General features: G+C 44.1%; 16 protein-coding genes. 7 read left to right on the top strand and 9 right to left on the bottom strand.

Annotated features, from left to right (window positions below; genetic code table 11):
* Positions 1 to 74 precede the first annotated feature (74 nt).
* The gene (locus Q337_RS0103430; protein WP_156935692.1) at positions 75 to 533 is read left to right on the top strand and encodes a hypothetical protein; all 459 of its coding nucleotides are present in this window, start codon (positions 75 to 77) and stop codon (positions 531 to 533) included.
* A gap of 54 nt (positions 534 to 587) precedes the next feature.
* Here the strand turns inward: Q337_RS0103430 and Q337_RS19360 are convergent, their stop codons facing one another.
* On the bottom strand, positions 588 to 716 hold the full coding sequence (locus tag Q337_RS19360) for a M15 family metallopeptidase (protein WP_084494694.1): 129 nt from the start codon (positions 714 to 716) through the stop codon (positions 588 to 590).
* A 57-nt stretch (positions 717 to 773) separates the two neighbouring features.
* Between Q337_RS19360 and Q337_RS0103420 the strand changes: the two genes are divergently transcribed.
* From Q337_RS0103420 to Q337_RS0103395, 6 genes are all read left to right on the top strand, one after another.
* Complete coding sequence (locus Q337_RS0103420) at positions 774 to 1,460, top strand: hypothetical protein (protein WP_026470397.1); 687 nt, start codon at positions 774 to 776, stop codon at positions 1,458 to 1,460.
* 6 nt (positions 1,461 to 1,466) lie between these two features.
* Complete coding sequence (locus Q337_RS0103415) at positions 1,467 to 1,841, top strand: hypothetical protein (RefSeq protein ID WP_051526525.1); 375 nt, start codon at positions 1,467 to 1,469, stop codon at positions 1,839 to 1,841.
* Between the two features lie 133 nt (positions 1,842 to 1,974).
* Positions 1,975 to 2,145, top strand: a complete 171-nt coding sequence (locus tag Q337_RS0103410; RefSeq protein WP_156935691.1) for a hypothetical protein — start codon at positions 1,975 to 1,977, stop codon at positions 2,143 to 2,145.
* 12 nt (positions 2,146 to 2,157) lie between these two features.
* A complete protein-coding gene (locus Q337_RS0103405) occupies positions 2,158 to 2,358 on the top strand; it encodes a hypothetical protein (RefSeq protein ID WP_026470394.1) in 201 nt (66 codons plus the stop codon).
* A gap of 106 nt (positions 2,359 to 2,464) precedes the next feature.
* A complete protein-coding gene (locus Q337_RS0103400) occupies positions 2,465 to 3,076 on the top strand; it encodes a LexA family protein (RefSeq protein ID WP_026470393.1) in 612 nt (203 codons plus the stop codon).
* Positions 3,077 to 3,079: 3 nt separating this feature from the next.
* Positions 3,080 to 4,372 carry a Y-family DNA polymerase gene (locus tag Q337_RS0103395; RefSeq protein WP_026470392.1) on the top strand — a complete coding sequence of 431 codons (1,293 nt, stop codon included), beginning with the start codon at positions 3,080 to 3,082 and terminating at the stop codon, positions 4,370 to 4,372.
* On the opposite strand, the gene Q337_RS0103390 is transcribed toward Q337_RS0103395, so the two are convergent.
* The 8 genes from Q337_RS0103390 to Q337_RS0103355 all read right to left on the bottom strand — a co-directional run bounded on the left by Q337_RS0103390 (position 4,365) and on the right by Q337_RS0103355 (position 14,508).
* A complete protein-coding gene (locus tag Q337_RS0103390) occupies positions 4,365 to 4,898 on the bottom strand; it encodes a hypothetical protein (RefSeq protein ID WP_026470391.1) in 534 nt (177 codons plus the stop codon). The two genes, Q337_RS0103395 and Q337_RS0103390, sit on opposite strands and share 8 nt — an antisense overlap.
* Before the next feature lie 89 nt (positions 4,899 to 4,987).
* A complete protein-coding gene (locus Q337_RS0103385; RefSeq protein WP_407636759.1) occupies positions 4,988 to 5,497 on the bottom strand; it encodes a glycoside hydrolase family protein in 510 nt (169 codons plus the stop codon).
* The gene (locus tag Q337_RS0103380) at positions 5,484 to 5,738 is read right to left on the bottom strand and encodes a holin (RefSeq protein WP_026470389.1); all 255 of its coding nucleotides are present in this window, start codon (positions 5,736 to 5,738) and stop codon (positions 5,484 to 5,486) included. Before Q337_RS0103380 ends, Q337_RS0103385 begins: the two co-directional genes overlap by 14 nt.
* A 122-nt stretch (positions 5,739 to 5,860) precedes the next feature.
* Positions 5,861 to 6,037 (bottom strand): hypothetical protein, encoded by a 177-nt coding sequence (locus Q337_RS18915; protein ID WP_169733736.1) that lies wholly within the window; start codon positions 6,035 to 6,037, stop codon positions 5,861 to 5,863.
* A 31-nt stretch (positions 6,038 to 6,068) separates the two neighbouring features.
* The gene (locus Q337_RS0103370) at positions 6,069 to 6,770 is read right to left on the bottom strand and encodes a hypothetical protein (protein ID WP_026470387.1); all 702 of its coding nucleotides are present in this window, start codon (positions 6,768 to 6,770) and stop codon (positions 6,069 to 6,071) included.
* Positions 6,771 to 7,583: a hypothetical protein gene (locus Q337_RS0103365; RefSeq protein WP_026470386.1), complete on the bottom strand. Its 813-nt coding sequence runs from the start codon at positions 7,581 to 7,583 to the stop codon at positions 6,771 to 6,773.
* Between the two features lie 50 nt (positions 7,584 to 7,633).
* Positions 7,634 to 8,095, bottom strand: coding sequence for a hypothetical protein (locus Q337_RS16625; RefSeq protein WP_051526524.1), 462 nt, complete (start codon positions 8,093 to 8,095; stop codon positions 7,634 to 7,636).
* Positions 8,092 to 14,508 carry an N-6 DNA methylase gene (locus tag Q337_RS0103355; RefSeq protein ID WP_026470385.1) on the bottom strand — a complete coding sequence of 2,139 codons (6,417 nt, stop codon included), beginning with the start codon at positions 14,506 to 14,508 and terminating at the stop codon, positions 8,092 to 8,094. The genes Q337_RS16625 and Q337_RS0103355 overlap by 4 nt, the downstream gene beginning before the upstream one ends.
* Between the last annotated feature and the right edge of the window lie 14 nt (positions 14,509 to 14,522).

Here is a 14,522-nt window from a genome sequence, read left to right as displayed (position 1 = left end):
TCGCTATGGATGTTATATAAATTATGGACTCATCTAACACAAATCAAAACAGTCACATTTGCATGGAATTTTATATGTTTAAAAATTTAGTTAAAGAGAATGCACAAGAGCTTAAGAAATTAAGTGAGAAGTTTGTTGAACAGTATGATAAAGATAAAACCGATCCACTATTAAGCACTCTCTCAAATCAGGCTCAGAAAATAATAGTTGATCTATTGACAAATATAAGAAGATCTCAAGATGCCAAAGAAATAAGCCTAGATATTGGTATACAGGACCAAATTGGTTATTTCAAAAAGAAAATAAATAAGATGGAAATGAAGAGTTTTTGGGATTCATTTAAAATAAATGGAAATATTAGTACTAATGAACCACTTTCTTTACGAGAATGTGCAAATGGCTTAGTGCATTTTATAGAATATGATTACTTTATAAAAGATAAGTGTCATTGGCTAATGTTTTACACAGATCATGGAAATTTAATCATTTTAGATATTCAAAAAGCATGCGATAGTGTTCAAGTACACTGCTAATCTAAAGGCTCCAAAAAGAGAGTTATAATAACTCTCTTTTTGTTTAATAGTTTATTACTTTAAGTACTGCTTCCAGGGCAACTGGTAGTGCGGCCCATCCTTAAAATTTTTCCAATCCCCACCCCATTCTAATGGGATATTTAGCTCTTTAGCTGCTTCTATTAAGCGATTTTTTATTGTCATGGCGATTTAGCTTTTTCTCTGATAAATTTCATCCATAATTTTAACGAGTATGGATTTATGAAAAATTTATTATGGAGTGTTTTAGTTGGGGTAGGTTTAGTTGGCTGTGCTACACCACAGTATAATTATGCACCAGCAGTGACACAAATTAGTAAGCCCCCTATTGGTAGCGAGGCTACTGCCTATGTAGGTGATCAGATGCTTGTGCAAGGTAAGTTCATTAAAAGAACTGCTTTATTTTTAAGTGATCCTATTAGGATTAGCTTTGCATACACAATGTTAGGTGGTTACTATCCTAAAACTGGTGAAGACGCAAATGGTGTCTACTACGGTATAGGCGGTATTCAAAATGCCGGAAATATTCAAAAATCTGCTATTGCTGATCCATATAAAGCCGTAATGGTAACACCCGATAATAAGCTATGTGTGATTACTGTTTTTAATGCTAAGAATTGCACCCAAATAGAAAAAGAAAAAATAGTTAATCAAGAAGTGGATTCTTTGTCTGAGAACTCATTCCAGCAAACTCTTATTTATAGCGGTCGTGTAGGTAACAAAATTAATGTTGGCTATCGTGAATTTTCATCCAACCTTGCCCGGCCTGCTTTTAATAATGATGTTGAGTATGATCTTAATGAGTCCAAAACTATCGGATATAAAGGTGCATTGCTTGAGGTCATTGAGGCGACTAACCAGTTTATTAAATACAAAGTGATTAAGAATTTTAATATGGCTCAAGAGTAAAATATTATGGTTGCTATGATTAAAGTGCATGCTGGGGATTTTGTAGGTATGGGAAGCTATAGTCCTCCCATTTTCAGCAGTGGCTATGGTTCCTTGCATTTAAAAACCAGTGGTTGGCAACCACGTGGTGAAAAAATCACTAAAGAGATGATCCAAACTGTTGAGCTGGCCAGTGAAGAAGCAGCTGTTCGCTTGGGCGGTGCTGCTGGATGGGGAACAGCAGGTGTAGTTCTTCTAGGTCCTGTTGGCCTATTAGCTGGTTTAGTATTAGGTGGCCGCGGCAAAGATATAACTTTCATTGTTGTGTTGAAAGATGGGCGTAAAGCCATGCTAACAGCAGATAGTAAGACTTATACTGCTATCAAGGCTGCTGTCTTTTGACAAAATAAAAATATAAAAAGCTCGATTTTACGGGCTTTTCATTTTTGGAAACTCTTCTATAAAATGATTTACAAGTGATAACTTGCGGAATTGCGCAAACTGGCTATAAATGCAATTTTTAAGGAAAACTATTATGACAACTAAAAATGCTAAATCAGAAAAACTAGAGGCCCTTAAACGCTCACTCCAATTATTGCAAGTCGATGATATTGATGAAAATCAGCTGGACCAGAACATCAAGATCCTGAACCTAAAAGAAATTAGGGTAAAAGCTGATTCAATGATAAATTTTGAGCCGGATTGATTATTCAAAATAATGAAACTCCGGCCACTCTATAAAACCACGTGCACCGGCTGCCGACGTAACCTGCATGACTTCAGCAAGGTTTGCTATAAGTGTGGCACTTACAATACCGTGGACTGGAAAGCTTCAGTGCAATTTTATGCTTTGATGGTCGGCACAGCACTGGGCATTTGCCTGCTACTTATGTTCCTGGGCAAACTGACAGGCCTGTAAAAGCACTGTTGTTTCATCGGATTAATTCACTTTATCAATAAAACTGACTTGAATTAAATTTTACTGTTGGCTTATGCTATTTTTGAATTTGTACAAAATCAAAAATATGATGACCGATCAACTGGAGAAACGTGGTGGCGCACGAAAAAACGCGGGCCGAAAATCACTCTATGGTGAAAAATCGGTATTAATCCGGGTGCCTGAATCACAGGTAAACCTGATCACCAACTGGCTGCTGTTCAATCCGCCTAATGGCACTAAGTCTGATCTGGTTAAAAAGCTGGACTTTAAGCCACTCTATGCCCAGACCACTTATAACATCCCAGTGGCGCTTGAAAAGGTCGCTGCTGGTTTCCCCTCACCGGCCAATGACCATATCGAACGCGGTATAGACCTCAACCAGCATATTATTCATAACCAGAGCGCAACCTTTATCGTGCGGGTGGCCTCAAAATCCATGTTGAATGCTGGTATTGATGTAGATGACGAGCTGGTGGTAGACCGCAGCCTTGAAGCTAAGCACCGCGATATTATCGTCGCCTGTATTAATAATGAATATACGGTTAAGCGGCTGATGATTGAAAGCCAGTTTACCCCGGCCAAAGTCTGGCTAAAGGCCGAAAACCCTGAATACAGCAACATTTACCCAGCCGAAAATGATGAATGGACCATCTGGGGCGTGGTGGTCTATAACCTTAAATGCATGCGCGGCCGTTAAAGTATGCAGCCCTGTAGCCGCATCTTTGCCCTGGTTGATGTCAACAACTGCTATGTGAGCTGTGAGCGTGTTTTTAACCCCGCCTTAAATAATAGGCCGGTCGTTGTTCTATCCAACAATGATGGCTGTATTGTTGCACGCTCTGCTGAAGCCAAGGCCTTAGGCATCAAGATGGGTATGCCGTTATTTGAGGTGCGCGACCTGATCAAGCAGCATGACGTGGTGGTGATGTCGAGTAACTACGCTTTATATGCCGAAATGTCAAAACGGTTTATGGCGATCCTTGGGCAGTTTGTTGGCCCACAGGAACAGGAAATCTATTCGATTGATGAATGCTTTTTAGAGCTGACCGATTATAGCCACCTGTTTAATCTGGCAGATTATGCCCAGCAAATGCGCCAGACCATTGCCAAGTGGATTGGCCTTCCAGTGTGCGTGGGTATTGGCCATAGTAAAACCCAGGCTAAACTGGCCAACCATTTTGCCAAGAAAAATCCGGCCTTTAATGGCGTGTGTAACCTTCTGGATTTAGACCCGCTAATCCTTGAATTCATGTTGCAAAGCCTGGACGTATCCGAAGTGTGGGGCGTTGGCCGCCAGCATACCAAGAAGCTGGCCAGCCTAAATATCCTAAATGCGCTTGACCTGACCCTAAGTAGTCCCAAGTTTATTCGCCAGCACTTTAGCGTGGTGATGGAGCGAACGGTACTGGAGCTACAGGGGATTGCCTGTATTGAAATTGAGCACACTGTCCCGGATAAAAAACAGATCATCAGTAGCCGGTCATTTGGCAAGCCGGTAACAAAAATTGATGACCTTCGTGAAGCATTAACCCTGTTTGTTTTGCGGGCAATTGACCGCTTACGCAGCCAGAACCTGCTGTGTGCCAGCATTGGCATCACCATCAAGACCAGCCGCTTTCAAAAGCCCTACTATCACCCCTATATTATTGTTAGCCTAAGCTACGCCACCGATGACCGGTTACTGATTAACAAGGCTGTAATGCATGGGCTGGAGCAAATATTCAAACCCAACATGCAATACAAGCATGCAGGTGTCATCCTGATGAATATTGTGCCGGACAGTAAATATCTGCCTGACCTGCTGGCCGACCACGACAAGATCCAGGAGCGCAAGCTGCTGACCATTACCCTTGATGAAATCAATAACAAGTTTGGCCGTGATGCGGTATCGATTGGATCATGCACCTTTAAGGATAGAAACTGGTCCATGGCACAAACCAGAAAATCACCCAGCTACTTAACGAGCTGGAATGATATTTTAAGGGTTAATTAAATTTATGGTTTTTTATAAATTCTAGTACTTGTTTCCCTGGTCTGACTTGAACCATTTGCCCGATTGAAGTTTTAATTTCAATCCTTAAAGTATCAAGATGCTTAGGTGATAAGTCTTTAACAAAACCTAAAATAAATGGTTGCTCCCAATTATGTTCATCCTCCCTGAACAACTCTAAAAAGTAGTGTCCACTTTTACCATGCTCTAACTCTGTTGGAAATTGAGTCGATCCTAAACTTAAACTAAAAAATTGGAGGTTTTCAGTTAACGATTTACCTTTTCCAATTTTCCACCGAATATTAGTGATAGTAACTGTTCTATCCCCAAGATTGGTTACAGAAATAACGATACAGCGAACCATACGACCATCTGGACATATAAGTGCTGTTGTACTTTCAATCTTAAGTTGAATCCTTCCAGTTCTTCTAACTAGCCATAAGGAAACAATTACAGCAGCAATTGTTCCAATACTGGCAAGCCACGTACCAATAACATTAGCTAATGCTAATTTTTGATCTAAGGTCATAATTAATATTTAGAATAAAATTTAATTATTATAAAGAAAAAGCCCCTTACAAGGGGCTTCTTAACAATTGAATTTAACTCACCAATAACTTAGCCATCTGCACCAATGCATTTCACATGACGCTCTTTCTGGCGGGTCCATACCCCCATGCAGTTACTGGACTTGATGGAACAATCCCGGCCAGCCACATAACGGTATTTCAGTAAGGCATCACAGGCTGCGCGGTAATTACCGTTCAAAATTTCACGGCGCATTGATGATTTATTCCAGGTTGCCATGCCGTACTGATAGGTAAAATCAAGGTAGGTATCGTATTCACCCTGACTTAATAGCACATTAGGCAATGAAGCCTTGAATAACTTTTCATCCTTGCTGAGATGGGCATAGGCATCTTCAACGGCCTTGACGGGCGTGGTTCGATCACCGAGCTTTACCGGCTGGCCATTTTGCTTAATGGTTGTTCCAAAACCATAAGTCGGCACATCCCCCTTAACGGGTACTTTTGCATCTTCAGTGTAGCCTTCCTGTCGGACTACCCCCACAAAAGCTGCTGCGCTCAATATAAGACTAGTTATTAAAATACGCTTACTCATGCTTATCTACCTGATTCTGTTTTTCAATGATCCGTAGGCGGGCTGCACTTTCAATTTCCTCTCGCTTGTCACGGCGAATTTGAAAGTACAAATTGCATAGAAAGCCGATGATTGCCAGAATCACACCCATGGCACTCAACAAATCAATCTGGGTAAGCCAGCCTAAAACCCCTGTCGCAGCACCGGTATAGGTAGCTTTATTCGCAACCGATGTACTAGCGGCTATAACACTTGAACTATCAGTCATGATGAAAACCTATACCCCTGCTGTTATGACGTCCTGCTTTGAGGCTTCATTATGCAGAAGGGGCTTTTTAGGTTTTGAGGGAGGTTCCAATAGGTAAATTGGTAAACTTGAGTAAGTAAGGGTTAATGACTGTTGGCAATATTGCCTAGTCCCTTGATGATGGCGTTGCCGATTTTAATCAGTGTGTTGTGTTTTTCAGCTTCTGCCTTAAGCACTTTTTTACGTTGTTCCCATGTGGGTGATTCATAATAAAACGCCTCAAAGCTAATCGGCTGATTTAAGGCTTCACTTAAGGACATTGGGCAATGTTCAGCCAGACCATCAGCCACTTCAATTAAATGACTGGTCCAGTTCTTTGATGAGTCGGATAAAGGCGGCAGAGGGACGAAATCGAACAGGCGCGTCATCTGCACCTCTTTCTATAACCAGACCGCTATTATTGGCTGTCAAACTAATGAGTGAAAATAATTGCTGGTTCAGCGGTGCAAAATCTTCATAGCACAACTCAAATTCGCTTTGTGACAGCTTTTTAATGTAGTCCAGCCGTTGCATAAACTGCTGCTCAAAAGCGGCATCATCAACGGTAAGGTCAGGTAAAACCGCCAGTTCGGGATGCTTTTCATGTGCCAGCTGCAGTGCCATCATGCAAGCTAGCCATTCAATAGCGTTCTTGCATTTTGACTCCAAGAATTCAGCGCCACGGCCGTTAAGCTGCTGTACTGTTACCCCGTTCTGGGTGATTTGGGTTTTCCATTCCATGCCTGGTGGTAGATAACAGGCGGATAAGTCCATATCAATGGCCAACAGTGAATTGCCTTGCTTTTCCACGTATTTCATTAGTAAGTAATAGCGCTCTTGGCAGGTAATACTCAGGGGTAACTTATCATCCTGTAGCATGCCCTTTAAAAACACAGTCACGCGCTTTTCATTGAGCTGCTGGCTAACAACAGCTACTTTCAGGCAATCATTAATGGTTAGTTCCTGAGGCGTATAGGTCGTAGGACCTATCGGTATTGCATCAAAAGTCAGCATTTACACCATCCCATACAGTTTTTTGATATCACTGGCATCCCAAGCGGCCCGGCTCAACAGATTCACACTAAAAGCCAGATTTAAGCGGTTTCCATTTTCATCAATCGGCGCATCAAGCGGTGACGACACACTTTCAATTACGAAAGGCGCATAGGTTTTGCCATGGAAAGTAATCGAAATAAACGGCGGTACCACCCCTGAGAAAATCCCTTCTGCAAGCCCGTTCTCGCTCACATTCTCAAGCAAGCCCCGATTAGATAAATATTTGGGCAAAGACCAGGCTTCCAGCTGGGCAATTTTATGTTCCACTTCAACCAGTGGGTTTCTTAGGGCAATCAGGAATAGGCTTAAATTAATTCTGATAGAAGCCGTGGACACAAAAACCTGAGTGGTATTGATTTTAGTCAGGTTGGTTTTACCTTCGGCAGACTTGGCAAATTCTTTAAGCATGCCCGTCACTGGATCCAGCACATCGGTTGCTGCCTGTAGCAGCCCATTACTGCCCACAATATTGCCAATAGCCTCAACCAACTCACCGGTTTGCAAGGCTGCCATTAGCGTTGGCATCTTATGTTCTGGGTTACTGTTTTCAAATGGGGTCTGATAATTACTTTCAATGGTTTTATCACCATCGGTAAGCATGGCTGCCACGATAGGCAAGTCTGCAAGCCAGTTGCCATCTTTGTCACATTCAGAAAATACAGCAAACTTGTGTTTGGAAACTACGCCATACAACGGGTCTGTGTCATTACTGGGCAATCGGGGCTTTGGTGCATTGGCCGGGGTGGCCAGCGCGATTGTTTTGTTGGTCATAAAAAACCCTGAGCTTAAGCACAGGGTTATTATTACTCGCTCACATTGTGCTAAAGGCGCACGGTTCCATTGAGCCGCGCCTCAAACTGGGCAAGGTCAATATATTGGCCTTCCTCTTCATTTAATGGCCAGACTGTTGTTGCAACTGGTGTGGTAGCCCGGTGAAGCTGCATATACAGATCAGCAGCTGCAAGGGTTGCTAAATCATCCTCAGGTACACTGTAGGCCTCAACCACATTTTTAGGATATTGGGTGCGGGCATAAAACTCTTCTTCGCCTTCCCCGCTTTGCTGGGCAATAACCCATTCAACCGCTGGCAAATACCCGCCAAAGCCTAGCCAGAAATCAATATCACGGGCACTTAGCCGCGCCGCATTACGAAAAAATGTATCAGTAATGACCTTAGGCATATTGGCTGGTTCAATTCCCTTATCGGTCAGGCTGGCTTTAATGCCAGCCGTCACCTCAGCCAGTGCCGCACGATCAGGGATTAGGTAGGTAATGCGGCTCATCTGTATTTTGCCTCAACAATTTCAATCTGGGTTGAATCGTACCACGGCTGTTGAATCAGCTTGGCAAACGATTCCAGGTCAATAATCCACATACTTGGACGTTTTGCCCAGTAGGCATAGTCCACCGTAGCCTTTAATGATTCCTTGTTTTCATACAGCTTATTACCATCCCTGCCGATCACCACTGATTTTAAGCCAATGACGGGTACATCCTTGGTATTTTTAATCGCTACCCGCTTGGCCTGCTCCATCAGATCAGCCGCCGCTGCTTCAGGTGCACCTGGTTCGGGCAGGATTTTAATCCGTTGCCGGATATGTCTATAACCCTCGCTCACCATAAACCAGCCAACCACTTCATCAAGGTTATTGATGACGTGCCCAATTTCCTGATCAATTGCTTTTTTAACATATTGCGGAATATCAGCCTTACTAATCCCGTCAACATACAACTGTTGAAATTCAGCCGTGGTAAAACCGGCCCGGGTTAATGCCATATCAAACAGGCGTGATGTTCCTAGCAGTTTTTTCAATAAATTAAATGCTGTGTCTACATCCATTTTTACTTCTATAGCCTCACCTTCCAGATAAGGCAGCAGTTCATTTTCAAAAAATTCAGAATCTGAGGCATGGGTTATTGGGATGTTTTGATAAAGCCTTAGGTTCTTATTACGGATTACCGCCATAGGCCTGCGATTGAGCGGATTAACTTCAAATGCCTCAATATCAAATACCAGGTTATAAGATTTAACAATATCGGGATTATCATACCTTAGCTCTGGTAAAAACTCTTCAGCCCAATAGCGCCGCTTAGTCGCACGGTGCACCAGATTGCGGGCAAAATACTGGGTAGTCCGCTCATTCCATTCTTGAAGCGCACCGGCCAGACGTTCCGCCAAAATGGTGTAAATTTCTGGAAAAACACTGGCGTAAAATGGCTTAGCAACACTGATATCAAAAATTTCTTTGGTGTTACACTCGGCCATATCCTCGGCCACCATATATTCAATGGCAGCGGCCTTATCATCCGGGCTTAGTTTCTGGCAGGTATCAGTTCTACCGATTTCCTTACCGATAAAACCAAATTTAAAGCCATAATCACTAAGTTCAGCAATCTTCACATAGCCATAAACGGTTTTGCCATTTTCTTTAATGGCCTTAACGTACTCGCCTGCATACCAAAGCACGCCCAAATCATCTAAAACGGCCTCTCCGGTTAAAATGGCCTGTTTATCAGCCTCACTAAAACCATTATCCTGATAATTCAAGAATGATTCTTCAGTGGCACGAATCATGTTATCTGCTGTGCTCACCACACTACGGGCACGGTTAAATACATCATTGGTCAGGGTGTCGGCATTGGTCTGGATCCAGCGTGACATTTCATGGCTTCCAGTCCGCATTTCACGGTAAATATCATATTCACTAAAACTTGGGCTACGGTTATATTGCCGTTTTCGCTCAATGCCCTTAATCACCATATCACTGGTCAGCTCACCATCGAACCAGCCATCATAGCGCTGGGCAATCTGGTTGATCTGGTCGGTGTAACGCTGAATAACCTCAGGCTTGGCCGCCTTGTCGCGCTTCTTGATCAGTTCCCCTAGCCGTTTGGCATCGACCTCCATAATCTGACGTACTTGCCCTTCAATGCTGGGTTTAGGGCGTTTCTTGGCCTTGATCATGTTGTCATATAGCAAGCGGGTTCTGGAGGCAACCAGTGCAGCACGCTCGGCCTGTTCCCGAATAGATTTTGCCTGCAATAGTGCAGCAATTTGTTCAGGGCTATCAGCATTAATCAGGTCCTCATAGTCCTGTTTACTGAGTTCCTGGCTCACATTCAGGGTTCCAGATACAACAGAATCCTTTTGCATCAACTGGTCAATCCAGTCAGCCTTGCCAGCAATCAGGCGCTGCTTATACTCATCAAAGGTGCCATTGGCATTGTAATGGTAAATTGCCACGCTGGACTGCTTATTGCCCTGACGTACGCCACGGCCATTACGCTGCTGTAAGCTGTCTGGTGTCCAGCCCGTTGTTAAGTGGTGGATGGCCTGTGTACCAATCTGCAAATCAATACCGGTTTCAGCCTTTTTATTGGCAATGACGGTTGTAAACTCATTGCTGGCAAACTTGTCCTGCACTTCCTGCATGTGCTCTGTATCAGGACTGCCCTTGCTGCCATCTGGTAGAGTTTGCGCATTGATAATGGCAATCTGGCTGGATTTCACCCCACAGTAAGCAACCAATGCCCGCTTGATTACATGCTGCATCGCCAGGTTGTCGCAGAAAATAAGCTGTTTGGCATGGCCCTGATGCTTTGGCGTACTCTGCTCAACCTTATAGTTTTCAACCATGGCAGAAACTTTAGCTGATAGCTTGGGCTGGACCTGTAGGCCTGCCTTATCAATCATTTCCATCAGCTGCGCGACGACGCCAGCATCATCCACATTTAGGATTAACCGCGAATTATGATCATCCAGATCAACACGGCAGCCTATAGTAAACTGTGGCATTAGCTCGCCTTGATTGTCCTGTATCATTTTGACTGTCATTAGTTCGCTATCAACGCCCGGAAAACGGCGGGTTGTCTTAATGCTGATTTTCTTGGCATTAAACTGGTCAGCCAATTTGCGCGCGGCTTCCAGCTGATCAGGGGCAAAATCAACGGGTACAATACGCATGAGGCCCATTTCACTACCGGCCATGATCACATCAGACATGCGGGCAATCAGGTTGAACGGGTGAGCCAGTAGCTCATCCGTTTCACCAAGCATTTCCTTATAGGCTTCATAGGCCTCAAAGGTATCTTTATCGGCAATCACACCACCGCCGTTAATCATTTCCTTGGCCAGTGCATAAAACCCTTTCATCTGGTTTAGGGTTGCCTTGTCGTCATCCACCAGGTCAATGACCACGGTATGATTTTCTTCATCAGGAATTTTAAGGCCACGCTCCCGGGCGGTCTGGATATTAGCAATCTTGTGAATGCCATCCTTCAATAACTGCACGTTTTTAAAGCCCGTAAAAGTATCAACTGATACCAGATCACCGACAATATTTTCCTGCTCAATCTGGTCAATATTGGCAAAGGTACTTAAGAAATCATCAACGCTGGCAATGGAAGTACCCGCCAGTTCGCGCATGGCTTCCTTATCACCGACTGCCAGTGACAGCATGGTTAGAATCTCAACCGGCGAGTTAGTAAATGGCGTTGCAGTCAGCAAGACTACGCCATCATTCAATTCACCGTTACGGCCACGGATATACCAGGATTTAATGGCCGCGCTGATTGCACGCGCCGATAAAGCACTCTCGGCCAGCAATGACAGGCCTTTGATACGGTCATATTGGCCGCCGCCAGCCTTGCCATTCTTGAATAGCTGGGCTTCATCAAATACCAGTGAATCAACGCCCATATCCTCAAAATAGGGCAACTTGCTTTCATACTTGTTGATTTTCTTGATGCGGTTACTTAAATCACCGTCCTGCTTTTCGCGGTCCTGCTTGCGGTCGGTGGCAATACCTTCAGTCTGGTAAAAATGGGTTTCAATGGTCGCCTGACGCAGCGGAATCATATTGAATGCATCCACGGTCATCAGGATTTTTCGATAATGCTTCCCTTCCGGCTTGGTCAGTGCTGCAAAATCTGCTGCATTAAACTTGGAGTCTACGGCGTCCTGTTTACCCTGATTACTGCCAATCACCAGCACATCGTCTACGTAGTCATAAGCCATTTTGACATCGTTAAACCACTTACTGATGGTATGGTTGGGAACCACTACAAACGTACGGGTTTTAATGCCAATATTATGCATATTCTGCATGGCAGCCAGCGCGGTTAGGGTTTTACCCAGCCCCACGTCAAAACCACACATACCCGCAAAATGGCGTGACAGCCGGCGAATTTCCTCATTCTGGTAGCCGTTTAATGCTATAAAACCTTCTCTTTTGGGATTAAAGCCATCAATCGTTAATGGTGAATCATCCAGTTGCACCGGAAAAACCTTGTTTTCAGGGGCATTAAATTGCTGATCCAACTGGGCCATGAACTCATCATTGGATTTCAACCAGGCATCAAAACTGACATTCAAGGTATTGTAATAATCGGTCAGGATTTTAAGCAGCTTGGCTTTGGTATCCTTGTTGATGTTGTCCTCAGTTTTCACATAAAGACGCTGGTTGTTGTTGATGGAGTTAAAAATCCGGTTGAGCATAAAGTAGCGCAGCGCCTTATTGCCCTCATCCATCTTGCCGGTTTCCAGTGCCTTACTGCCGCTTAAACGGTATTTGACCAGATCAATAACAGAATCCGGTTTTTCATCCAAAACTAGCCGATGGTCTGCATCAATCAGTACCTTGTCATCAATAAATTCTGAAAAGTAGCGATACTTGATTTCAATCGGTATGGTGCTGGCCATTAGGTCATAGTTGAGCTTACAAACATCGATTGCCTGAATCATGGCATCAGCGGCCAGTTTCTGCCGAATCAGTTTTTCCTTAATGACAGGATCCGTTGCTGCGTCAATCTGGCTGTTAATCCGGGTTAAAAACTGCTGATAGTTGCCAACATAATAGTCGCGCTTTAACGTGACTTTGCTGCCATCCTGATTGATACAGTAATTGTCATCAGTCATTGGGTCAAAATCAGGATTGCTTTGCTGAATGACAGCTACATCGACTTGCCAGTTTTCTGCAATACCTCGGTACACCGCATTTTCATAAGCAGCTTGGGTATGCAGTGGCTGTACGGCTGCCAGTTGACTGGTATCACCGCGCCAGAATCGTGAAATACCATCAGGCATGTTGCTATCAAAGGCAATGCTGATGGTGTGCAGATAGCGTTTATAATCCTGATTTTTGGGTTTGTAGCGTTTTTTAAGGTAGGCATCTGCATAACCGACCATTTGCGCGGTTAGTGCCGAATAGCGCTCTGCATAGGGAAATGTGCCATTATCAGTTTTTAGGGCATCCAGTACTGACAACACACATAACCAGAAGCCAAATGTAGCGGCGTTCTTTTCGACCTCTTGTGTAAAGATAGATAGCCATTCTGGCGGACGCTTGGCATTGGCCGCGCAATAAGCAACATATTCAACCAGCTTTGGATAATCCCCTTTGCCAGACAATAAAGCGTATGGCGTTGCAAATAAGGATTCATCCACGTTAAAGCGTTCAATCACCTGTTGCCACTCGCCGTTTTTCATCTGGAATGTGGCGCCATCGATACGGCGAATATCACCGTCATTAAAAGTAATTTCGGTCAATTCGGGGGTAACTTCCAGCAAGTTATAGTCAATACGTGATTCAGGAAAACGCTTCACCAGTTTTAGGATATTGGCCAATGAATCATCATTAACTACCCGTTCCACTTCACCAAAACGGCCTTTGCCCTTGACGGTTTCACCCAGCACGTAAGACTTGCCATAGGTTTTAAAGTAATGCCCGGCCACAATATCGGTATCTAGCACCCGTGCGGCTTGCAGGGTTTGCAGTCCACCGTTTTCATACAGGTTGGTGATTTTCTCGCTGACATCCTGGTTAAATTTTTTAAGAATAATGATATCGGTCGTGACATCTGCTCCAGTGGCGTCAAACACTTTATTGGGCAGGCGGTAAGCGCCGACTAGATCGGCACGCAATAAAATCAGCTGACGAAACTTTTTAAAGCTGCTGTTGTCTAAAATTTTGGTAGGAACGATAAAGGCGGCTAAACCATTGGGACGCAATTTATCCAGCGACCGCTTAATAAAATATTCTTCCAGCGTGTCACGCTGATATTTATTGTCCAGGTTCTTGTTTTTGCCACGGTCGGCATTGGTGCCAAACGGCACATTGGTAATGACTGCATCAAAAATTTCATCATCAGTGCTGGCCGCGACCTGTTCAAACGGGGCCACTGTGGTTGCATGCTTATCACTATCATTGACCAGTTTATTGATATTGCCGGATATATCAGAGAGTTCAACACTGTGCATGAGGATATCGGCAGGGGCGCAACCAGCAAAAATACCAGTGCCTGAGCTGGGGTCTAATACGTTCCCACCAGCAAAGCCCTGTTCTTTTAATAGGTCCCACATGGCTTGTGCCACTGGCATTGGTGTGTAGTACTCGTACGCACTGCCCTTTAAGCCATCTTCGCCAATCAGGTTGCCACCCGTGCCGGTATAGCGGGATAAAATGAGTTTTTGTTCTGGTGTAAGTTGCTTTACATCGTCATTTTGGACAGCCCGCAGTAATGCAACTGCCTCATTGTTGGCACGCTGGCGGGCAGCAGGCGTTATCTTTTCGCTAAACTGATACAGCGGGATATGCTGACCATTCGCTTGCTGTAAGACCGCTATCATTGCATCAATAGCAGTCATTACAGTTAAGGGTGTAACCACAAATTGACTTAAATTAACCACCGCAGACATGCAGACCTCAACAT

It is taken from the genome of Alkanindiges illinoisensis DSM 15370 (assembly GCF_000619845.1).
GTDB classification, from domain to species: Bacteria; Pseudomonadota; Gammaproteobacteria; order Pseudomonadales; family Moraxellaceae; genus Alkanindiges; species Alkanindiges illinoisensis.
This window is presented reverse-complemented; position numbering and strand designations above follow the sequence as displayed.